We start from the raw sequence: 20,895 nt of genomic DNA, 5'->3' as shown, positions 1-20,895 counted from the left end.
CGCCGAATTTTTTGCCTGATCGGGCACCGCTTGACTGGCATCAAGCGCTGCGGGACGGACCAGCGTCAGCTCAGCGAAAGCCTCCGGGCCGGTGCAGCGACGCCGGGAACGGCATGCAGTTTGAAGATGCTGACAGCGTCAGCCAGGCTGGCTGCCTGCTGCTGCAGCGCGTCCGCAGCGGCGGCAGCCTGCTCCACCAGAGCCGCGTTCTGCTGCGTCACGCCATCCATCTGGCTGATGGCGATGCTGATCTGCTCGATGCCATCGCGCTGCTCCACGCTGGCCACGGCGATCTCGCCGATGATGGCGTTCACGCGCTGCACGCTACTGACCACGTCATCCATCGTGCGCCCCGCCTGGCCGGCAAGCACGCTGCCCTCTTCCACCGTGCGCACGGATTCGCCGATCAGCTGCTTGATTTCCATGGCCGCCGCGGCCGACCTGTGCGCCAGGCTGCGCACTTCGGTGGCAACGACGGCGAAGCCGCGTCCCTGCTCGCCCGCGCGCGCTGCTTCCACTGCCGCATTCAAGGCCAGGATATTCGTCTGGAAAGCGATGCCGTCGATGACGGCGATGATGTCGACGATGCGCTTCGACGAGGCATTGATATGGCTCATGGTCTGCACCACCTGCGCCACGGCCTCGCCACCGCGCTGCGCCACGTCGGACGCGCCGCCGGCAAGCTGGCGCGCCTGGTCCGCGTTGTCGTTATTCTGCCGCACGGTGGAGGTCAGCTCGATCATCGAAGCGGCCGTTTCTTCCAGCGAACTGGCCTGTTCCTCCGTGCGCGAAGACAGGTCCATGTTGCCGCTGGCAATTTCGCTCGACGCCGTGGCGATGGCGTCCGTACCGGCCCGTACCCGTCCCACGATATCGGCCAGGTTGCCGCTCATTGCCTTCAAGGCACGCAGCAGGTCGCCGATTTCATCACGGCTGCTGTCGGCCACGACGGCGCGCAAGTCGCCAGCCGCCACTTGCTGGGCGATGCCGACGGCCGCACCCAGCGGCACCGTGATGCTGCGGATCAGCCACCACACGGTGATAGACCCCACGACCAGGGTCACCAGCACGGTTGCCAGCATGGCGATGCTGGCGCTGCGGTGCGCGGCCGTATCCTGCTCCTTCATCTGCGCCATCAGGCTGTGCGACTGCTTGCCGATCGTGGCGACGATGGCGTCGATCTGGCGCGTCGGTTCGCGGTCCATGCCCTTGACCAGCGCATCGACCGTGTGGGCGCTGTCGGCGCGCGCGCCGTCATACTGCTGCAGCGCCGCCAGGTAGCTCACGCCCAGCGCGTCGTGCGCCTGCATGGCTTGCGCCACGGGCGCCGTATCGAGATGCAACGCGGCCATCATCGCCTGCAGGCCGGCCAGTTCCTTGCGCGTCTGCGCGCCGCTGGCCACAAACGCTTCGCGGTAGCGCTGGAAGGCGGCCGCATCGCCGCCGCGCAACAGGATGTTTTTCCATTCCTGCACCTGGATCTTGAATTCCACCTGCGCGCTGCGCGCCGCGTCGACCGCTTCCGTCAGGGCCACGGAGCGCTGCATGGCATCCGCACTGCGCGCGCTGGCCGCGTCGAGCGCGCTCCAGCCGCGCACGCCAACGAACACCAGCGCAAGAAAGAAGAAGGCGCCCAACAGACCCAGGCGGACGGAGATTTTCAAATTCGCAAGTTGCATGTGTTTCTCCAAACGACAAGAACAGGATGGCAACAACGGCGCCGCCAAAAACTATCCAATTCTCACCAAATGGGGAAATCATGCAGCGTGCCCCGTGAAAAACCAAGCGGCGCTTTCGCTAGAGAAACACTTTCAGCATAGAAACAACAAATTACACGAGAAGGTTGACTGTCTGGCCATATTGCAGGACGCGCAGCATGGCCGGGCCGGCAATCTTGCCGATTACGCTAGCGCGCCACGGCCGCTCCCGCGAATTCCTCGCGCAGCAGCGGGTATAACCGCCGGTAGCGCGCCAGCCTATCGTCCAGCATGGCGGAGGCTTGCGGCGCGATCGTTTCCTGCACGGGCGGACGCGTGCACACCTGCGCGGGCGGCAAGCCCGTCACCGCCATCTGCGCCAGGCGCGCCGCGCCCAGGGTGCCGCCGGCCACGCCATGGTCGTGGCGCAGCACGTTCAAGCCCGAGGCATTCGCGCACAGCTGGGCCCAGAAGCGGCTGCGCGAACCGCCGCCCACGAACGACGCTTCTTCCAGGCGCGTGCCGGCGCTGCGCAGGGCCGCATTGCCGTCGGCCATGGCAAAGGCCACGCCTTCCATCACGCTGTAGGCCAGTTCCGCGCGCCCGTGTTCCGTCGACAAACCGAAGAACACGCCGCGCGCCGTGGCGTCGTTGTGCGGCGTGCGTTCGCCGCTCAAATACGGCAGGAAGATGGGGGCCATGCGCGCCTCGACGCCTTCGGCAAGGGTCGCCAGTTCACCGATGTCGGACGACTGCGTCAGCCGCGCCACCCAGCTCAGGCTGGATGCGGCGCTGAGGATCACGCTCATCTGGTGCCAGCGTTCGGGCAGGCAATGGCAGAACGCGTGCACGCCCTGGCCCGGATTGGGCGCAAAGCCATCGCTGCCGGCGAACAGCACGCCCGAGGTCCCCAGCGACAGCAGTCCGGCGCCCGGCTCCACCACGCCCAGGCCCACGGCGGCCGCCGCGTTATCGCCCGCGCCGCCGGCCAGCACTACCGTGTGCGCGATGCCCCATTCCTGGCACAGGGCCGGGCGCACCTGCGCGGCGGCGGCGCTACCCTCGACCAGGCGCGGCATATGCTCGCGCGTCAGGCCCGTGGCGGCCAGCATGCGTTCGGACCAGTCGCGTTTGGCCACGTCCAGCCACAGTGTGCCGGAAGCGTCGGACATGTCGGAAACATACTCGCCCGTCAGCCGCAGCGCCACGTAATCCTTGGGCAGCAAGACCTTGGCCGTGGCACGGAACAGCGACGGCTCGTATTTTTGCAGCCACAGCAGCTTGGGCGCCGTGAAACCCGGCATGGCCTGGTTGCCCGTGATGGCGCGCGACTCGGGCACCAGCGCCTCGAGTTCCACGCATTCGGCAAAGGCACGCGTATCGTTCCACAGGATGGCCGCGCGCAGCACGTGCTGCTGCTTGTCGAGCAGGGTGGCGCCATGCATCTGGCCCGACAGGGCAATGCCGCGCAAGCCGGAAAACGCCACCGGCTGCGCGGCGCGGATGGCGGCGATGACGTCCAGGGTGGCGTGCCACCAGTCTTCGGGATTTTGCTCCGACCAGCCGGGATGGGGACTCGACACGCGCAGGGTCACGCCGGCGCTGGCAAGGATGGCTTGGGCGTCATCGGTGAGGATGGCCTTGACTTCGGAAGTGCCGATATCGATACCGAGATAAGTCATTTGATTCCAAGAGAAAAGTTAAGAATGGCCGTCGCCGGACGGCTCGGGCATGTTCATCAGCAGGCAGGAGCGGAATTTCGACGGCGACATCTGCTTGTGGGCCAAGAACTGACGGTTGAAATTGGAAAGGTTGTTGAATCCCGTGCGGTAGCAGATATCGGTGACCTTCATGTCCGTGTTCATCAGCAGCTCGCAGGCCAGCGCGATGCGCTCCTGATTCACGTATTGAATGAACGAGGTGCCCGTATGCTTGCGGAAGAAACGCGTGAACTTGAGCGTGTTCATCTCCGCCACGTCGGCCACATCCTGCTCGCAAAAATCGAGCGTGATGTTCTGCTTGATATAGGCCAGCACCAGGTTGATGGTCGATGACATATAGCGGCCCGCCTGCGCCAGGTAAGTGACGCTGGCCAGGGGCCGCCGCTCGCGGCAGTCGCACAGCTCGCCGAACAGGCGCGTAAACAGTTCGACCCGGCGCAAGCCCTGCGCCGTCGTCAATTCCTTCATCAGCGGCACCAGGCGCAGGCCAAGCGCATCGGGAAATTGCAAGCCCCTGCCAGCCTCTCCCAGCAGGGTTTTCAGGGGCGCCATTTCTGGGAACAGCAGCGCGCAACGTTCGATGAAGTCGCCGGAAAACTGCAGCACCAGGTCGCGCTCGGGCAAGACCACGCCTTCCGGAAGTTCGCTGACCCAGTTGTGCGGCAGGTTCGGACCTGTCAAGATCAGATTGCCCGCCCCGTAACTGCCGATATGGTCGCCGATAAAAAATTTGCCGTTCGACGTGATGATGAAGTGCAGTTCGTATTCAGGATGAAAATGCCATTTCGCCACGGTATGCGGAAAGCCGTGCGCCCATGCGCGAAACGATTCGTGGATCGGTTTGTGGATCAGTTCCAGGTCAGGCGTCACGGCAGTTCCCTTGCACAGTCTCGGTGCCAGCTATTCTAACCACTTAGTTGAGCACTGAGCGCAACTGCCAGCCCGCTGTCGGCATCGAACAGATGCACGTGCTCTTCATCGAAGGCCAGCGCCAGGGTCTGCCCCACCTGCGCCGCGCTGTTGGCCGCATTCGCCGGCAGCAGCGCCGACAGGCTCAAGGCGCCGCACTGAAAGCTGATCAGCGCTTCGGCACCCAGCAACTCGACCAGGTCAATCACGCACGACAGGCCATGCGTGCCTGCCTGCTCTTGCGGCTGCGCCGCACGCAAGTGGTTCGGGCGCAGGCCGAAGACCACGCGCGTGCCTGCCGACAAAGCCGCGAAGCGTGACGAAATCAATGGCCAGCAGTAGCCGGCGCACACAAGCACCGTTTGCCCGCCGTCTTTTTCGACGACGCCATCGATGAAGTTCATGGCTGGCGTGCCGATGAAGCCTGCCGCAAACAGGGTGCGCGGATGGTTGTACAGTTCCGCCGGCGTGCCGATCTGCTCGATATGCCCGCCCTTCATCAGCACCACCCTGTCGGCCAGGGTCATGGCCTCGAGCTGGTCGTGCGTGACGTACAGGGTGGTGGTGCGCAGGCGTCGGTGCAGGCGTTTGATGTCGGCGCGCAGCTGCGCGCGCAGCTTGGCGTCCAGGTTAGACAGCGGTTCATCGAACAGAAAGACCTGCGGCGTTTTGATCATGGCGCGCGCAATCGCCGTGCGTTGCTGCTGGCCACCCGACATGGCGCGCGGCTTGCGCTCGAGCAGGCTGTCCAGGCTGAGAATGGCCGCCACCTCGCGCACGCGGCGCTCGATCTCGTCGTTCGGCACCTTCAGGCGGCGCAGGCCGAAGGCGATGTTCTCGTACACCGTCATGTGCGGATACAAGGCGTAGTTCTGGAATACCATCGCCACGTTGCGCGCACGGGGCGGCAAATCGTTGACGATGGTGCCGCCGATGTGCAGCTCGCCGCCGCTGATGTCTTCCAGTCCGGCGATCATGCGCAGCAGGGTCGACTTGCCGCAGCCAGATGGCCCCAGCAGGACGATGAATTCGCCGTCGGCTATCTCCAGGTCGAACGGCTGCAGCACGGCCGTTTTCTCATCATAAGTCTTGTGCAGCTGCCTGCAAGCGATGTTTGCCATGGTGTTGTCTCCAGTGTACTGAGTGACTGGCTCAAGCCAGTTCGATCTGAATCTTGACGTCGTGCGGATGGCCCTTGGCCGCTTCCTCAAACGCCTGCACGCCATCGGCAAAGCCGAAGGTGCGCGATATGAAGGGCTTCACGTCGATCTTGCCGGAGGCCAGCAAGGCGATGGCGCGCGGGAAGATGTTCGCGTAGCGGAAGACGGATTCAATACGCACTTCCTTGGCCTGGATGGCGACGATGTCGAAAGGCACGTTCTCGGGCGGCATGCCGACCAGCACCAGGCAGCCGTTCGGGCACAGCAGGTCGACGATATTGTCGTAGGCGCGCATGCTGCCGCTGGCCTCGAAAACGATGTCGGCGCCCCAGCCTTCCGTCAGGTCGCGCACCGTGTCGGCCAGGCTGGCCTGGCGCACGTCGACCGTAGTCACGGCAGGATTGCCGGCGAACAGGGCCAGTTTTTCCGGTACCAGGTCGGCCAGGATGACGCGCGAGCAGCCGCCTGCCAGCGCGGCCAGCGCATTCATGGCGCCGATGGTGCCGGCGCCAATCACCACCGCCACGTCACCCGGTTTGATGGCCGCCTTCTTGGCTGCCTGCAAGCCGATGGCCAGCGGTTCGACGATGGCGCCTTCGCCAAAGCTGACGCTGTCGGGCAGCTTGAAGGTAAATGCGGCCGGATGCACGACATAAGGCGTAAGGCAGCCGTGGATGGGTGGCGTGGCCCAGAAGCGCACGGCCGGATCGAGGTTGTACAGGCCGCGCATGGTGGCTGGAGAATCGAACTGCGGCACGCCCGGCTCCATGCAGACCCGGTCCCCCACTTTCAGGTGCGTCACCTCATGTCCCACTTCCGCCACCACGCCGGCAGCCTCGTGACCGAGCACCATCGGCGCTTCGACGGCGAAGGGACCGATCTTGCCGTGTTTGAAATAATGCACGTCGCTGCCGCAGATGCCCACCGTGTGGATCTTGATTTTCACATCGCGCGGGCCGACCGCGAGCGGCAGGTCGATATCGCGCAGGGTGATGGAATGCGCTTGTTCCAGGACGAGTGCTTGCATGATTGATTTCCTTATTTATGTTTAAGCATGGAGTTGAGCAGGCGTCCCAGGATGCCGACGAACAGCAGCGGCGGCAGCGCCAGCAGCACGGTGGACGCGTTCACCACGCCCCACGGCACTTCCTGGCCCATCGAGGTAAAGGCCGATGCCACCACGGGCAGGGTCATGCTTTTCGACGAGGTGAGCGCCAGCGCGATCATCAGTTCATTCCAGACCAGCACGAAGCTGAAGACGATGCCGCCCATCAGGGACTTCGACGCCACCGGCAGGGCCACATACCAGAACACCTGATAAGGGCCGTAACCATCGAGCGCGGCCGCTTCCTCGATCTCCTTCGGGATGCGGGCAAACGCGGGAATCGACAGCCAGATGATGGTCGACAGGGTCACCAGCAGATACGTCACCACCATCGACAGGCGCGAGTCGTACAGGCCCAGGTCGATCCAGATCGAGATCAGCGGAATGGCGACGGCCACGGGTGGCAGAAAGCGCAGGGACAGCAGGAAGAACTGGATATCCTTCTTGGCCGGAATCGGATAGCGGGCAAGCGCATACGCGGCCGGTACGCCCAGCAAGGCACCCAGCAGCACGGCCACGCCGACGATGGCCACGCTGTTGCCCAGTCCCGTCAGCACTTCCGGACTGGCCAGCACCTGCTGGTAATTGGCCAGGGTGGGGCTGAAGAAAAAGCGCGGCACGGGCGTGACGATGTCCATCAGCTCCTTGAAGGAATTGAGCACGGCCCACAGGATGGGGAACAGCGCCACCAGCACGATGGCGGTGGTAATGGCCGTGGTGGCGGCATGGTCCACGCCGCGCCGGATAGTCAGTTTTCCCATTTGGCGACCCGCTTCCAGAGTAAAGTGAAGATGACAGTCGTGGCCAGCATCATCAGCACGGCCATGCTGGACGCGTACGACACCTTGCCCATCAGGCCGATGCCTTGCGCATACGCGTACATATCCAGGGTTTCGGTGGAGATGCCGGGGCCGCCCTTGGTCATCACGTAGATCAGGTCGAACGAGCGCAGCGACTCGACCATCTTGATGAACACCAGACTCATGATGGGTACCTTCAGCATCGGCAGCGCGATGTACGCATACACCTGCAGGGTGCTGGCGTAATCGAGACGCGCCGCTTCCAGCGGTTCGCCAGGCAGGGTTTCCAGCAGCTTCAGGATGACGGCGCCGAAGAACAGGCCCCACTGCCAGATGTCGACCAGCGCCACCGCGTACAGGGCCGTGGCGGGGTCGGACAGCAAAGCCGTGCCGCCCAGGCCCACGCATTCGAGCAACCAGTTGAGGATGCCCATCAGCGGCGAGTACATGAACTTCCAGATAAAGGCGGCCGAGACGCGCGGCAGCAGCACGGGCACGATCAGGAGCAGCGCGAGAAGATCACGTGTGCGGCCCTTGACTTTCTCGAACAGGAACACGGCCAGCAGCACGCCGACGATCAGCGAGCCGACCACGGTCACCACTTCCCAGATGGCCGACACCTGCACGGCATTGACGAAGCGGCGGTCGCCGAAGAGGCGGATGAAATTGGCAAAACCGACATAGTCGCTGTCGCTGTAGCGCAGCACGCGGTTTTGCAGGGCCAGGTTGATGGCGGCGATGCTGGGCACCAGGCCCAGTATCAGCAGGACCAGCAGCGGCAGCGTCAGAAAGACGGCCGGCAGCCAGGTGTGGCGTTTTTTACGGATGATATGCGGCATAAGGATCAGCTTTCAGGCTCGTTAGCGTAAATCCGGGGTCAGACCCGACGGGGGATTGCGCCCCAGTGGGGCGCAATCCGATCGCGAAGCGACTGACCCCGGCACTTCCGCCGTTGGGTGAAACGGCGATACGCCTTATTTGCGTTTCTGCGCCCGCTGCATCACTTCCGTGGCGTACTCATTGGCCTCATCGAGAGCGCTCTGCACGTCGCCGCGCGTGCCCGTAAACACCTCCTCTAAAACGACGCCCAGGTTGTCGCCAATGTCCGGCCATTCGGGACTAGGCCAGATGGTGACGCGCGAGACGGGCGTGGTGTCCGTCAGGCCCGCCTGGATTTGCGGCTTGACGTGCTTGCGGAAGTAGTCGCTGGCGATGGTGCTGCTGCGGTTGTAGTCGCTGAAAACATTGTCCTTCAGGCGCGCCTGCTCCTGTTCCTTGCCCGTGGCCCACGCGATGAACTTGCCGGCCGCCTGGCGCGTGCATTCATCCTTGGCGCCCGTGGCGGAAATGGCCAGGCCGTGGCCATATGCGGCCGATGCCAGCGGCGCGGGCGGACGCACATAGCCCACCTTGTCGACCACCGAGGATTTTTTCGGGTCTTCCATCCAGTCGGCGAACGGCGTCGACTCGATCATGAATGCCACCTTGCCCGACCTGAATGCTTCGAGCGCGTTGCTCCAGTCGTAGGTGGCGCCACCGGGAGGCGAATACTTGAACAGGTCGCGGTACAGGGTCGTCGCCTTGACGGCCTGCGGCGAATTGAAGGTTGGCACGCCATTGTTTTCCCACTTGCCGCCGGCGGCAAGCATGAACGGAGCCCAGCGCCACACATTCATGCCCGAGCCGCGCTGGCCGCGCGCCGCCCAGCCATACACGTTCGGCGGGCTGTTGAGTTTTTTCACGGCGGCGACCAGTTCGTCGAGCGTCTTCGGCACGGCGATGCCAGCCTTTTCCAGCAGGTCGCGGCGGTAGAACAGGAAGTCGCTGCCGCCGATCAGGGGGGCGAAATACGCCACGCCCTTGTACGAGGCGACGGCGCGGCGGCCCGGCAGGAAGTCGTCGTAGTCGGCGTCCTTGGGCAGGTATTTGAGCAGGGGCACGACCCAGCCTGCCGTAGCAAACTCGGCCACGTTGGCTTCGTCGATGTAATAGATCTGGTAGGAGCCGGCCTTGGTGGAAGCGTCCAGGCGGGCCTTGGAGCGGCGGTCGTTTTCGCCGAAATAGCTGATTTGTACCTTGGTGCCGTTTTTCTTTTCATACTCGGCCAGGGTCTTTTCCATCACGGTCAGGCCCAGGCTTTTTTGCGCCAGCACCTTGAGGACGGGCACCGAGCAGCTTTGCGCCGAAGCGTCGGCAAACCCGGCGGACATGAGGGCGCCCCATGCAATAGCAGTCATGATTTTCATAACACGTCTCCATTTTTATAGTCCGGCGGTTTTCCACCGGTATGCCAACTATAAAAACAAAGACGGCGCGCCACCACTACAAAAGGCGCGGGTTTCTAAATACTTTTTTTCAGCCATCCCTCACCTGCTGGGGGATCGTCAAGAGCCAGGATGTCCTCATTTTCCCGACGACTCACACCCCAGGCAAGACACGCCTACAAGGTTCGCCGAGAAATTCTTTTATCGCTTTCACTACGTTATCAGGATCACGAAGCTCGCACTCCCACACGACCATGACATCCCATCCACATTGACGCAAGGCATAAACTGCTCGTGCATCGCGTAACTTATTGCCACTCAATTTTGAGTCCCAAAAGTCGATACGTGACTTAGGCATGCGAGCCAAATCACAACCTTCATGCCGATGTCAAAAACATCCATGTACGAAGATGACTTTTTTCCTGCGAGGAAACGTCAAATCGGGAGATCCCGGTAGCTTTTTGACATGAATCCGATAGCGATATCCTGCTGAAAACACCAGCTTTCTAACCAACAGCTCTGGCCCAGTATTTTTGCCTTTAACCAGTGCCAACACTCTGCTACGCGATGGCTGATCTATTGTGTCAACCATAATACACCTCATGAAACCGTGCAGAAATAGTGCCTTTCCTTGCATTTTCAACGGTACCTTGAATAACAACAAATCAGTTCATTGAATGCTGTACAAAAACACAGTACAATGAGCCATGCAGAGAGTTTGGCATTGATGTATGTGGGGCGCTGCTGCCTCCCTCGGTTTGGTCCACTTGTGTTCATTGCTTTATACTGCTGCACTACTTAAATACATCCACACAGAAGTTGCCATACACACCATTGCATGCAGACGAGAGTAACAGTTTCCACCCTGCAATGTCAGGTTACTATCAACCACATCGATTCAATAATGTACCGAAAAAGCAGCAGCGTTTCAGCCACCCCAAATGACCATGTATAACACGCCCGCCCTCTTAGTCCAGTCAAACACGCGTACCATTGAGTCAATTGAACTATTCGCAGGGGCGGGAGGACTGGCGCTTGGTTTTTCCAGCAATGATGTTCAGCATCGCGCAGTTGTCGAATGGAACAGCCATGCGTGCAATACCTTGCGCAATAACAAACTTCAGCAGGTGGAACCGATCAGTCATTGGCCTGATGTCATAGAAGGCGACGTACGTGATTTTAACTATACAAATCATATCAATATCGATCTAATCACCGGAGGTCCACCATGCCAACCTTTTTCCATGGGTGGGAAGCACGGTGGATTTCTCGACGAGAGAGATATGTTCCCACAAGCGATACGTGCTGTCCGAGAGGCCCGGCCGCGCGCGTTTACCTTCGAAAATGTGCAAGGTCTAAAACGTGCGGCATTCGCCGACTACTTCAACTACATTCTGCTGCAACTTGAATTTCCCTCACAGATCGCCAAAACGAAAGAGCTGTGGACAGAACACTTGGTAAGGCTGCAAACATACAAGACCAAGGGGGCGCCGAGTGAATATCATGTCTATCACCGCCTGGTCAATGCAGCCAATTATGGTGTTCCGCAAAAGCGCATGCGTATCTTTTTCGTTGGTTTCAGGGCTGATGTTCACAAGCCTTGGGACTTCCCAGCAGAAACACATAGTAGTGATGCGCTGGTGCTGACAAAATGGGCAAACGGAAGCTACTGGGAACGTCACCGCGTTGCTTCCAAAAAGCGTCCGCCACGGCCCGAAGGCATAGATAAAAAGATCCAAAAAATTTTAGATGCTGATCACGGCGCAAACATGCTTGCTTGGCAAACCGTCAGAGATGCTATCTCCGATCTTCCCGACCCTGAGAGATCCTCTACAAGGGACTTGGAGTTAGCGCAAGCACATCGCTTTCAGCCAGGCGCGAGAGCTTATGCCGGGCATACAGGAAGCCCTATTGATGAACCAGCAAAGGCACTCAAAGCAGGTGACCATGGAGTTCCTGGGGGTGAAAATATGCTACGCCACACTGACGGCTCAGTTAGGTATTTTACTGTCAGGGAATCGGCACGTATTCAAACCTTCCCTGACAATTTCATATTTGAAGGTACATGGTCTGAGACCATGCGTCAGCTAGGCAACGCCGTTCCTGTAAAGTTAGCGGCAGTAATGGCGCGCGGTGTATGCGCACTTCTGCGAGAATAAAAGTGGACGCCAGCATGGCAGGAAGATTGCATGAGATGCGCCAAAAGCCCCTGCCCTTCCGCCCTATTTCAAGAATAAATCTGAGTCAAAAAATCGCGCCCCTACTCTGAAGGGGGCATGACCTCAGCGGCTACCTGATCGAACAAAGCACCACCTTTTGCGGGAGTAAAAAAACGCTCCCGGTTAATCTGACGCATATCTGCCATAATCCGCTCAAAAATCTGATGGACATCTGTGTAAGGTGTATGGACTGACAAGTGACCAGCAATTTGATCATTGATCACCTCGATCGATTTCTGGTTTTCAAAAGTTCTATCCGCCCATTCCCGTCCTGGATGCATGGTATCCCAAGGTGACCGCTTATTGACACGCGTATCGGAACTGTCCCCATGCTTCCCAAGACCAAAGCAAATCTTTGTCTCCGAGTTCCAGATCGGTTTAAAAAAGTTGATCAAATAATCTTCGGCCGACTTTTGATATCCGCTTTGCACAATCAAAAATCGACATTCAAAATCTTCAATTTTCAATGTAGTAGTTGCTTTTCGAATACTACGAGCATGTTCATTGAGGCGCGCTGATAACTTTGTTCCTTGGGTTACAGCATCCTTGGCGCCTTGTCGGTCAGGGTCAGCTTTTCCCACGTAGATAGGATGATCTTTATCTTTCAATGGTAAGTAAGGTGAAAAATCACCTCGATAGTAGATCGCATACACCCCGGCACCATAAAATTCAGGGATAGCCGCCAACGAATGCCTTTCCTGCGCAACCATAGTCAAGGCTACTACCCTGCCGGCAGTGCTGGGATCGGAAGGATCGAAAATCGATTCCGGACGCCAAACGGGGTCCAACCTTTCCGTGGTCGCTTTGATCTCAGACACAGCCTTTTCTAGTTCCAAACGGATTTTTTTGACACTACGAGCATCAGTACCTGCGTCAACATTGGCTATTCGAATGGCTAAATCTTGCAATTCAGCAAGCATAGTTTCGAGATGTGGAACGACTTTTTTACTTGTGGCCATCTATTTCCTTACTCTATTTAATATTGACGTTCACACTACGAAAACTGGCGAAAATCCTTGCGGTAGATATTCGTCTCCCTGCCCTCCGGCGGCAGGCGCGAGAAGCGTTCGAAGCGCAGCCCCAGCTTGTTAAGCAAGTTGATCGAGGCCTGGTTCTGCAGCGAGGTGATGCCGTACAGAGTGGGCAGGCGCAGCACGTGCTGCGCATGCTGCACGATGGCGGCCGCCGCCTCCCAGGCATAACCCTGACCCCAGTAGGCGGGACGCACGGCATAGCCAATATCGGGGCCGGGCAGGCTGTCGCGGCGAACCAGCCCGGCCATGCCTACCAAGGCGCCATCGCTGCGGCGTTCGAGGATGTACAGCGAATAGCCATGGTCGCGGAACTGCGCCATGGGCCCCGACTCCAGCGCGGCACTGGCCACTTCCACGGTGTGAATATTGCGCTGGCCGATGTTGGCGATCCACGACGGGTCGTTGACCAGTTCCATGTAGAACGCCGCGTCGTCCAGGGTGGCTGTGCGCAGACGCAAACGGGGTGTCTCGATGACGGTGACCGGCTCTGTCGTGGCGCCACTCATGCCGGCCACTGCATCGGGTCGGTCAATAGCTGGTACATCACGTAGGCGTCGACATAGCCCAGCTGCGCGTGGCGGTAGGCCAGCGGCAGGGTGGCGACAACCGTGAAGCCCAGTTTTTTCCACAGGGTGACGGCGGCCAGGTTGGTGCTGACGACGAAGTTGAACTGCATCGCCAGGTAGCCCGCGCGGCGCGCTTCTTCCATGCAGTGCACGCCCAGCAGGCGCCCCACGCCCACGCCCTGCGCGGCGGGATCGACCATGAACGAGGCATTGGCCACGTGCGATCCATGGCCCGGCTGGTTCGCCACCAGCTTGTACATGCCCAGCAGGCGCTCGCTGCCCATCACGGCGACAAAGCTTTGCACGCCGGGGCCGAACCAGTAGGCGTGGCACTCTTCGCGCGAGGTGTCGGCGGGGAAGGTGTAGGTGTCGCCAGCGGCCACCAGTACCTGGAAGATGGCCCACATGGCGTCGAAATCGGCTTCGTTGGCCGGACGGATATCAATTTCTTTCAAGGCGGTGCTCCCGATAACAAGTGATGGCTGATTGTATCAGCGCCCCAGGCGGAAATTGACCGTTTCGGGCCGGCCCGGCAGTTGCAGACGCGATTGCGCGCGCGGCGCCTCGCTGATGATTTTCCCGCGACGCAGCACCAGGCGCCGCGCCGCGCGCAGGCGCAGCGCTTCCACCGTGGAGCTGCAATCGAGGATCAGCAAGTCTGCATGGCAGCCGGGTGCGATGCCATAACCATCGAGCCCCAGGATGCGCGCCGGCGTTTCCGTCACGGCCAGGAAGCAGTCGTGCATGGCTTGCTGGCCCGTCATCTGCGCCACGTGCAAGCCCATGTGCGCCACTTCCAGCATGTCGCCCGAACCGAGGCTGTACCACGGGTCCATCACGCAGTCGTGGCCAAAGGCGACAGGAATGCCGGCGGCCAGCATCTCGGGCACGCGCGTCATGCCGCGCCGTTTCGGATACGTATCGTGGCGCGCCTGCAGGGTAATGTTGATGAGGGGGTTGGCGATGGCCGCCACGCCCGCCTCGCGGATCAGGGGCAGGAGCTTGCTTACATAATAATTGTCCATCGAATGCATGGACGTCAGGTGCGATCCCGTTACCCTGCCCTGCATGCCAAGGCGCTGGCTGTGGAAGGCCAGGGTTTCGATATGGCGCGACAGCGGGTCATCCGACTCGTCGCAGTGCATGTCGACCATCAGGCCCCGCTCGCAGGCGAATTCGCACAGCAGGCGCACGGATTCCGCGCCATCGGCCATGGTGCGCTCGAAATGCGGGATACCGCCCACCACGTCGACGCCCATGGCAATCGCGCGTTGTAAATTATCGAAGGCGCCGGGACTGCGCAGGATGCCATCCTGCGGGAAGGCTACCAGTTGCAAATCGAGATACGGCGCTACTTGCCGCTTGACGTCGAGCAGCGCCTCGACGGCCAGCAGGCGCGGGTCGCAGATATCCACGTGCGAGCGGATGGCCAGCAAGCCGCGCGCCACGGCCCAGTCGCAATACTGCAGGGCGCGCTCCACCAGGGCGTCCTGCGTCAGTTGCGGTTTCAGCTCGCCCCACAAGGCGATGCCTTCGAGCAGGGTGCCGGACGCGTTCACGCGCGGCAAGCCATAGCTGAGCGTGGCGTCCATGTGAAAGTGCGCATCGACAAACGGCGGCGTGACCAGGTCGCCGGCGGCGTCGATTTCCTGCGCGCCCTGCACAGGCAAGGCGGGGCCGACGGCGGCGATGCGGCCATCCTCGATGGCGATATCGATGGCGCGGCGCCCATCGGGCAGGCTGGCATTGCGGATGACTAGGTCCATGCGGAAACTCCTTCGGTAGACTACGGTGCCTGGTGCTTCAAATTAATTGCCATTTCATACATCTTTTGTGGAATGCTGCAGTGCACGAACGGAGCCACTCGCAAAAGCATAGCCATAGATTCGCTTGCAACACCTTGCGCATGCGCAAACTTCCCGCAAATGCTGCCAGGCGCATGAATAGGGCAAGCATGCGCCGCACGGGCTGAATAAAATAGCTTTCAACTAACTCGAATCACCGCTAGAATATTCATATTGCGTTGCATCATAATCAGGCTCTGATCAGTTACTCAGCACGCTACCCACTTTACAAAACGCGGCCAACTCTGGTTTTCGGGATTTTGCAGAGCGTTTTGCCAGCATTTTAATCCGTACAAAGGAGTAAATATGTTTCCGCTTCCAGAACAAATTTCCAGCGCCGCCAAATCGCAACTGGAAAGCCAGCTGCAAATCTTCAGCACCGTGACCAGCAAAGTCTTCGAAAGTGCCGAGAAAATCATCGCCCTGAACCTGAACGCAGGCAAGGCCGCCCTGTCGCACACGGCGGAAACGGCCCAGCACCTGCTGGAAACGCAAGACCCGCGCGACTTCTTCAGCTACAGCACCAGCCAGGCGCAACCGAATATCGCCAGCCTGCTGGCCTACAGCCGCCAGCTGTTCGGCATCGCCTCGAGCACCCAGGCTGAATTGCTGGCCTCGGCCAAAGCCCGCCTCGATGCGGCCGCGCCTGCAGCCATTCCAGCCCCGGCAGCGGCCAAGCCGGCGCTGGCCGTCGCCGCCCCCGTTGCTGCCCCTGCCCCTGCACCTGCACCTGCACCTGCACCTGCGCCAGCGCCTGCACCTGCGCCAGCAGCGGCACCTGCGCACGTTGCCGCCAAGCCTGCCGCCAAGGCAGTGCCCGCCCCCGCCGCTGTTGCTGCGCCAGCAGCCAAGCCAGCGGCAGCGCCTGCAAAAGTTGCCGAGAAGGTTGCCGACAAACCCGCAGTTAAAGCGGTCGAAGCCAAGCCAGCGGCCAAGCCTGAAACGGCCAAGCCCGCACCGGCGCCTGCCGCCGCGCCAGCGAAGGCCGCCGCCCCCGCCCCGGCCAAGCCGGCTGCCAAACCATTTCCATCGAGCAAACCGGTCGCCAAACCGGCCAGCGCCGCCGGCAAGACTGTGGCCCAAGTAGCCGTCAAGCCAGCCGCCAAGCCGTTGGCCAAGGTTGCACCCAAGGGCATGCCATCGAAACAGCTCGATATGCTGCGCGGCGGCAAAGGCAGCGGCCGCAAGTAAGTCTCGCGCAAGGCAGTGACGCAGCAAAACAACGGGCTACGGCCCGTTTTTTGCGTGCCCGTCCACAGCGCGCTTTTCCGCCTTGTTGTATCCTACGCGTACTTTCCGTCCGCGTGCCCGTCCTTCCGCCCCGCGACACCCCATTACTAAAAACAAAAGGTAACCATGAGTTTATCGAGGCTCATCGCCGGCTTCGTGCGTCAGCATTGGCCGGCGTATGCCGCTGCCGCCGTCATGCTGACCGGCGTGGCAACACTGACCGTCTGGATCCCCCGCCGCGTGGGCGCCATCATCGACGCGCTGGCCGCACACCGCATGACGACGAACGAACTGTGGCTTGAGCTGCTGACCCTGCTCGCCGTGGGCGTCGTCATCTACTTCCTGCGCGTGGGCTGGCGCATCACCCTGTTCAAGGCGGCCTACCAGCTGGGCGTGATGCTGCGTACGCGCTTCTACACGCGCATGTCGCAGCAGGGCGCGGCGTTTTACCAGAACCAGCGCACGGGCGACCTGATGGCGCTGGCGACGAACGACATCGACGCCATCGAAATGGCCGCCGGTGAAGCCATGCTGGCCGGCTTCGACGGCACCTTGACCTTGCTGATGGTGCTGGGCGTCATGCTGCTGGGCGTGGACTGGCGCCTGGCCTGCATCGCCCTCTTGCCCTTCCCCCTGATGGGACTGGCCTTCTGGCGCATTTCCAGCCATATCCACACGGCGTCCACGGATTCATTACAGCGCTTTTCCGCGCTGAACGACCATGTGCAGGAATCGCTGTCGGGCGTGCGCACCCTGCGCGCGCTGGGCCTGGAAGAGCGCAGCAGCAAGCAGTTCTCCACCCTGGCCGGCCATGCAGCCAACGCCAGCCTGACGGCGCAGCGCTGGGAAGCGGCATATGAACCGGCCGTCGGCCTGACCCTGACGGCCGCCACGGCGCTGACTCTGGGCCTGGGCGGCTACCTCGTGTGGCAAGACCAGCTGACCATCGGTGCGCTGACGAGCTTTTCCATGTACCTGGGCCAGTTGATCTGGCCCATGTTCGCCGCCGGCTGGGTGCTCTCCCTGATCGAACGGGGCCGCGCCGCCTGGCAGCGCTTGCAGCCCATGCTCGACGCGCCGCTGGCCATCGACGACCATGGCAGCATCGCCACCCTCACGCCCGGCCCACTGCAGCTGACGGACATCGGCTTCGCCTACGCGGGCCAGACTGCGCCTGCGCTCTCCGGCATCTCGCTGCGTTTGCAGCCGGGCCAGACCCTGGGCCTGGTTGGCCCCACGGGCAGCGGCAAGTCGACCCTGCTGCGCGTGCTGCTGCGCCAGGTGACGCCGCAAGCGGGCACGGCCACGTGGAATGGCCAGCCGCTGGACGCCTACACCTTGCATGCGTTGCGCGCGGCCATCAGCTGGGTGCCGCAGGAATCGTTCCTGTTCTCCGCCACCATCGCCGACAATATCGCCCTGGCCCGCCCCGGCGCCACGCGCGAGGAAGTGGAACGGGCGGCGCAGCTGGCCGACATCCATGCCGATATTTTGCAATTCCCCGATGGCTATCAGACGCACGTGGGCGAGAAAGGCATTACCCTGTCCGGCGGCCAGCGCCAGCGCGTGGCGATTGCCCGGGCCCTGCTGGCCGACAACGGCTTGCTGCTGCTCGACGATGCCCTATCCGCCGTCGACACGGGCACGGAAACGCGCATCCTGCAGCATCTGGAAGAACTGCGCGCGCGCCGCCCCGAGCGCAGCGCCATCATCGCCAGCCACCGGCTGAGCGCCGTCGTCAACGCGGACCTGATCCTGGTGCTGCGCGATGGCCACGTCACGGAAACGGGCAACCACGACGCGCTGATGCAGCGCGACGGCTGGTATGCCAGCCAGTGGCGCTATCAACAACTGGAGGCCAGCCTCGATGCCATCTAAGACCGACCAAGCCACCACCACCGCCACGCAATCCGTGCGCCGCCAGGCCGTGCAAGCCATCGGCCTGCTGCGCCGCGCCGCCGCGTCCGACCTGCGCCATTTGTACTGGGCCACGTTCTGGCTGATCCTTGCCGCCGCGCTGGAAGTGACGGGCCCCATCCTGGGCAAGGCCCTGATCGACCAGCATCTGCTGCCGCGCCACCTGGACTGGACGCGCATGGCGCTGCTGCTGGGCGGCTGCCTGCTGACGGGCTGGGTCGCCTCCGGCCTGCGCTACCTGCAGCTGGTGCGCCTGTCCGGCCTGGCCATGCGCTCGGTGCAGCGCCTGCGCGAAACCGTCTACCAGCACGTGCTGCGCCTGCCCATGGCCTTCTTCGACCGCGCCATCACGGGCCAGCTGGTCAGCCGCGTCACGAATGACACGGAGGCGGTGAAATCGCTGTACGTGCAGGTGCTGTTCGTCATCCTCGACAGCTCCATCGTCCTGGTCGGCACCATGGCTGCCATGGCCTTCCTCGACTGGCGCTTGATGCTGATCGTGCTGGCCCTGCTGCCGGCCGTGCTGGTCATCGTCTTCCTGTACCAGCGCTGGAGCGCGCCCGCCGTCACGCGCGCGCGCGCCCTGCGCAGCGAGATCAATGGGCAGATCGCCGAATCGATCGGCGGCATGAGCGTGCTGCAGGCGAATAATGCGGAACGCCGCTTCGGCACGCGCTTCACGGGCATCAACCAGGACCACTACACGGCGCGCATGCAGGAATTGCGCGCCAACGCCTGGCTGCTGCGCCCCGCGCTCGACATGCTCAACATCGTGCTGCTGGCCGTGGTCATCTTCAGCTTCGGCCGGCGCGAGATGGGCGCCGTGGAAGTGGGCGTGCTGTATGCGTTCATCAGCTACATCGCGCGCGTGATCGAGCCCTTGATCCAGATCACCATGCAGTTCAGCCAGTTGCAGCAGTCGGTGGTGGCGACGGCGCGCGTCTCGGCCCTGCTGGATGAAACGCAGGCGCTCGAACATGCACAGGGAAGGGAAACACCGGCCCTGCGGCAGACGAAAGCGGACATCGACCTGCCCGCCGTCGACATCAAGAACCTGACCTTCGCCTACGTGGAAAACCAGCCCGTGCTGCACGACCTGTCGCTGAGCATACCGCAAGGCGCTTTCTTCGGCATCGTCGGCCACACGGGCAGCGGCAAGTCGACTTTGCTGTCACTGCTGCTGCGCTTTTATCCCGTCACGCAGGGCAGCATCGCCATCAATGGCGTCGCCCTCGACAGCATCGACAACGAGCATTTCCGCGCCGACGTGGGCCTGGTGCCGCAAGATCCCTTCCTGCTGGCCGCTTCGGCGCGCGAAAACATCGACATGGGGCGCGGCTACACGCAGGCGCAGATCGAAACGGCGGCGCGCGCCGCGCATGCGCACGACTTCATTGCCGCGCTGGAACACGGCTACGATACGCCGCTGGGCGAAGGCGGCTCGCGCCTGTCGTCGGGGCAAAAGCAGCTGATCGCGATTGCCCGCGCGCTGGCCGGCCAGCCGCGCATCCTGCTGCTGGACGAAGCGACGTCGCGCATCGATAGCCAGACGGAACAGATCGTGCAGCTGGCCCTGAATGAATTGCGCGGCAAGGTCACCATCATCGCCATCGCCCACCGCCTGTCAACCATCCGCGAGGCCGACCGGATCATCGTGCTCAACCATGGCCGCATCACGGAAGCGGGGCCGCACGAGGCCTTGATGCAGATCGATGGCGGCTTGTACCAGCGCCTGTATCTGCTGCAGCAGCTGGCGCAATAGGGTGTGTTGTCCATGCCCGCCGTGTGCACTTCCACACATTTCTGCGCCCCGCATGATATTTCTTGACTGCAACAGAATATAATCGTTGCGAAGAGTAGTTCATTGTGGGGGGGGCGGGGCGTTGGCAGGCAGACAGAGACGGGCATCGTGGCGAAACGCGCATTGGCTGCTGGTATTGGCCTGCCTGCTGGCGCCTGCCGCCCAGGCCCAGGTCCAAGTCCATGTCGGCAACCTTGAGCAGCATATTGCCGCCGTGCGCGAAGATGGCCGCTTCGTGCCCACGCGCGCCCTGCAGCGCCTGCAAGAGGTGGAAACGCAGGCGCGCAGCGCGCCCCTGCCAGTGCGCGCGGAATTCCTTACCCAACTGAGCACCGTACGCATGCGCCTGGGGCAGAATGACCTCGCCATGCAGCTGGCCGAGGAACTGATCGCCTACGCCCGCCAGAACAAGGACGACGTGGCGCTGGCCAAGGGCATACTCAGCAAGGCCTACATCACGTTTGCCCTGAACGAACGCCGCGCCTCGCACCTGCTGGCCTTCGAAGCGGAAAAGATCGCCAACCGCACGGATGACCTGCCCGTACGCGTGCAGGCCACCATCAGCGCGGGGCAATCGTGGGCAGAGGAAGGCAATTTCCCGTTTGCGCTGGCCAAACTGCAGGCAGCC

The 20,895-nt window shown here is 61.8% G+C and carries 17 protein-coding genes; 4 read left to right on the top strand and 13 right to left on the bottom strand.

What is annotated here, in order from left to right:
- Positions 1 to 65: 65 nt before the first annotated feature.
- The 9 genes from C8C89_RS09470 to C8C89_RS27300 all read right to left on the bottom strand — a co-directional run bounded on the left by C8C89_RS09470 (position 66) and on the right by C8C89_RS27300 (position 10,248).
- Positions 66 to 1,679, bottom strand: coding sequence for a methyl-accepting chemotaxis protein (locus C8C89_RS09470; RefSeq protein ID WP_101482538.1), 1,614 nt, complete (start codon positions 1,677 to 1,679; stop codon positions 66 to 68).
- Positions 1,680 to 1,906: 227 nt separating this feature from the next.
- Positions 1,907 to 3,379 carry a xylulokinase gene (gene xylB, locus C8C89_RS09465; protein ID WP_133989587.1) on the bottom strand — a complete coding sequence of 491 codons (1,473 nt, stop codon included), beginning with the start codon at positions 3,377 to 3,379 and terminating at the stop codon, positions 1,907 to 1,909.
- Between the two features lie 18 nt (positions 3,380 to 3,397).
- Positions 3,398 to 4,288, bottom strand: a complete 891-nt coding sequence (locus tag C8C89_RS09460) for an AraC family transcriptional regulator (RefSeq protein ID WP_101482540.1) — start codon at positions 4,286 to 4,288, stop codon at positions 3,398 to 3,400.
- Positions 4,289 to 4,323: 35 nt separating this feature from the next.
- Entirely contained in the window at positions 4,324 to 5,448 is a 1,125-nt protein-coding gene (gene ugpC, locus C8C89_RS09455; RefSeq protein WP_133989585.1) for a sn-glycerol-3-phosphate ABC transporter ATP-binding protein UgpC, read from the bottom strand.
- Positions 5,449 to 5,479: 31 nt separating this feature from the next.
- Positions 5,480 to 6,514 carry an NAD(P)-dependent alcohol dehydrogenase gene (locus tag C8C89_RS09450; protein ID WP_133989583.1) on the bottom strand — a complete coding sequence of 345 codons (1,035 nt, stop codon included), beginning with the start codon at positions 6,512 to 6,514 and terminating at the stop codon, positions 5,480 to 5,482.
- A gap of 11 nt (positions 6,515 to 6,525) precedes the next feature.
- Complete coding sequence (locus C8C89_RS09445; RefSeq protein WP_133989581.1) at positions 6,526 to 7,353, bottom strand: carbohydrate ABC transporter permease; 828 nt, start codon at positions 7,351 to 7,353, stop codon at positions 6,526 to 6,528.
- Positions 7,341 to 8,231, bottom strand: a complete 891-nt coding sequence (locus C8C89_RS09440; RefSeq protein ID WP_133989579.1) for a sugar ABC transporter permease — start codon at positions 8,229 to 8,231, stop codon at positions 7,341 to 7,343. Before C8C89_RS09440 ends, C8C89_RS09445 begins: the two co-directional genes overlap by 13 nt.
- 135 nt (positions 8,232 to 8,366) lie before the next feature.
- On the bottom strand, positions 8,367 to 9,629 hold the full coding sequence (locus tag C8C89_RS09435; RefSeq protein ID WP_243857958.1) for a sugar ABC transporter substrate-binding protein: 1,263 nt from the start codon (positions 9,627 to 9,629) through the stop codon (positions 8,367 to 8,369).
- 415 nt (positions 9,630 to 10,044) lie between these two features.
- Complete coding sequence (locus C8C89_RS27300) at positions 10,045 to 10,248, bottom strand: very short patch repair endonuclease (protein WP_243857957.1); 204 nt, start codon at positions 10,246 to 10,248, stop codon at positions 10,045 to 10,047.
- A gap of 349 nt (positions 10,249 to 10,597) precedes the next feature.
- Here C8C89_RS27300 and C8C89_RS09425 point away from each other — a divergent pair, with 349 nt between their 5' ends.
- Complete coding sequence (locus C8C89_RS09425) at positions 10,598 to 11,815, top strand: DNA cytosine methyltransferase (protein WP_243857956.1); 1,218 nt, start codon at positions 10,598 to 10,600, stop codon at positions 11,813 to 11,815.
- A gap of 101 nt (positions 11,816 to 11,916) precedes the next feature.
- On the opposite strand, the gene C8C89_RS09420 is transcribed toward C8C89_RS09425, so the two are convergent.
- Genes C8C89_RS09420 through C8C89_RS09405 form a run of 4 tightly spaced genes read right to left on the bottom strand, consistent with a single transcriptional unit; the run spans position 11,917 to position 15,241 of the window.
- Positions 11,917 to 12,834: an Eco29kI family restriction endonuclease gene (locus C8C89_RS09420; protein WP_133989574.1), complete on the bottom strand. Its 918-nt coding sequence runs from the start codon at positions 12,832 to 12,834 to the stop codon at positions 11,917 to 11,919.
- A 35-nt stretch (positions 12,835 to 12,869) separates the two neighbouring features.
- A complete protein-coding gene (locus tag C8C89_RS09415) occupies positions 12,870 to 13,415 on the bottom strand; it encodes a GNAT family N-acetyltransferase (protein ID WP_133989572.1) in 546 nt (181 codons plus the stop codon).
- Positions 13,412 to 13,930 carry an N-acetyltransferase gene (locus C8C89_RS09410; protein WP_133989570.1) on the bottom strand — a complete coding sequence of 173 codons (519 nt, stop codon included), beginning with the start codon at positions 13,928 to 13,930 and terminating at the stop codon, positions 13,412 to 13,414. Before C8C89_RS09410 ends, C8C89_RS09415 begins: the two co-directional genes overlap by 4 nt.
- 36 nt (positions 13,931 to 13,966) lie before the next feature.
- On the bottom strand, positions 13,967 to 15,241 hold the full coding sequence (locus C8C89_RS09405; protein WP_101482548.1) for an amidohydrolase family protein: 1,275 nt from the start codon (positions 15,239 to 15,241) through the stop codon (positions 13,967 to 13,969).
- A gap of 384 nt (positions 15,242 to 15,625) precedes the next feature.
- Between C8C89_RS09405 and C8C89_RS09400 the strand changes: the two genes are divergently transcribed.
- The 3 genes from C8C89_RS09400 to C8C89_RS09390 all read left to right on the top strand — a co-directional run bounded on the left by C8C89_RS09400 (position 15,626) and on the right by C8C89_RS09390 (position 20,228).
- Positions 15,626 to 16,510, top strand: a complete 885-nt coding sequence (locus C8C89_RS09400; protein WP_133989568.1) for a phasin family protein — start codon at positions 15,626 to 15,628, stop codon at positions 16,508 to 16,510.
- Positions 16,511 to 16,675: 165 nt separating this feature from the next.
- Positions 16,676 to 18,427 (top strand): ATP-binding cassette domain-containing protein, encoded by a 1,752-nt coding sequence (locus C8C89_RS09395; protein ID WP_101482550.1) that lies wholly within the window; start codon positions 16,676 to 16,678, stop codon positions 18,425 to 18,427.
- Positions 18,417 to 20,228: an ABC transporter transmembrane domain-containing protein gene (locus C8C89_RS09390; protein ID WP_133989564.1), complete on the top strand. Its 1,812-nt coding sequence runs from the start codon at positions 18,417 to 18,419 to the stop codon at positions 20,226 to 20,228. Before C8C89_RS09395 ends, C8C89_RS09390 begins: the two co-directional genes overlap by 11 nt.
- The last annotated feature ends 667 nt before the right edge of the window (positions 20,229 to 20,895 follow it).

The sequence above is a fragment of the Janthinobacterium sp. 75 genome, from assembly GCF_004365495.1.
Lineage (GTDB): Bacteria > Pseudomonadota > Gammaproteobacteria > Burkholderiales > Burkholderiaceae_D > Janthinobacterium.
The sequence above is the reverse complement of the archived record's forward strand: the minus strand, read 5'-3'. Positions and strand labels throughout refer to the sequence as shown.

Excerpts from the sequence above, each read along its gene's own strand:
- C8C89_RS09470 (WP_101482538.1), bottom strand. The coding sequence starts at position 1,679 with ATGCAACTTGCGAATTTGAAAATCTCCGTCCGCCTGGGTCTGTTGGGC.
- xylB (WP_133989587.1), bottom strand. The coding sequence starts at position 3,379 with ATGACTTATCTCGGTATCGATATCGGCACTTCCGAAGTCAAGGCCATC.
- ugpC (WP_133989585.1), bottom strand. The coding sequence starts at position 5,448 with ATGGCAAACATCGCTTGCAGGCAGCTGCACAAGACTTATGATGAGAAA.
- C8C89_RS09450 (WP_133989583.1), bottom strand. The coding sequence starts at position 6,514 with ATGCAAGCACTCGTCCTGGAACAAGCGCATTCCATCACCCTGCGCGAT.
- C8C89_RS09445 (WP_133989581.1), bottom strand. The coding sequence starts at position 7,353 with ATGGGAAAACTGACTATCCGGCGCGGCGTGGACCATGCCGCCACCACG.
- C8C89_RS09440 (WP_133989579.1), bottom strand. The coding sequence starts at position 8,231 with ATGCCGCATATCATCCGTAAAAAACGCCACACCTGGCTGCCGGCCGTC.
- C8C89_RS09435 (WP_243857958.1), bottom strand. The coding sequence starts at position 9,629 with ATGACTGCTATTGCATGGGGCGCCCTCATGTCCGCCGGGTTTGCCGAC.
- C8C89_RS27300 (WP_243857957.1), bottom strand. The coding sequence starts at position 10,248 with ATGGTTGACACAATAGATCAGCCATCGCGTAGCAGAGTGTTGGCACTG.
- C8C89_RS09425 (WP_243857956.1), top strand. The coding sequence starts at position 10,598 with ATGACCATGTATAACACGCCCGCCCTCTTAGTCCAGTCAAACACGCGT.
- C8C89_RS09420 (WP_133989574.1), bottom strand. The coding sequence starts at position 12,834 with ATGGCCACAAGTAAAAAAGTCGTTCCACATCTCGAAACTATGCTTGCT.
- C8C89_RS09415 (WP_133989572.1), bottom strand. The coding sequence starts at position 13,415 with ATGAGTGGCGCCACGACAGAGCCGGTCACCGTCATCGAGACACCCCGT.
- C8C89_RS09405 (WP_101482548.1), bottom strand. The coding sequence starts at position 15,241 with ATGGACCTAGTCATCCGCAATGCCAGCCTGCCCGATGGGCGCCGCGCC.
- C8C89_RS09400 (WP_133989568.1), top strand. The coding sequence starts at position 15,626 with ATGTTTCCGCTTCCAGAACAAATTTCCAGCGCCGCCAAATCGCAACTG.
- C8C89_RS09395 (WP_101482550.1), top strand. The coding sequence starts at position 16,676 with ATGAGTTTATCGAGGCTCATCGCCGGCTTCGTGCGTCAGCATTGGCCG.
- C8C89_RS09390 (WP_133989564.1), top strand. The coding sequence starts at position 18,417 with ATGCCATCTAAGACCGACCAAGCCACCACCACCGCCACGCAATCCGTG.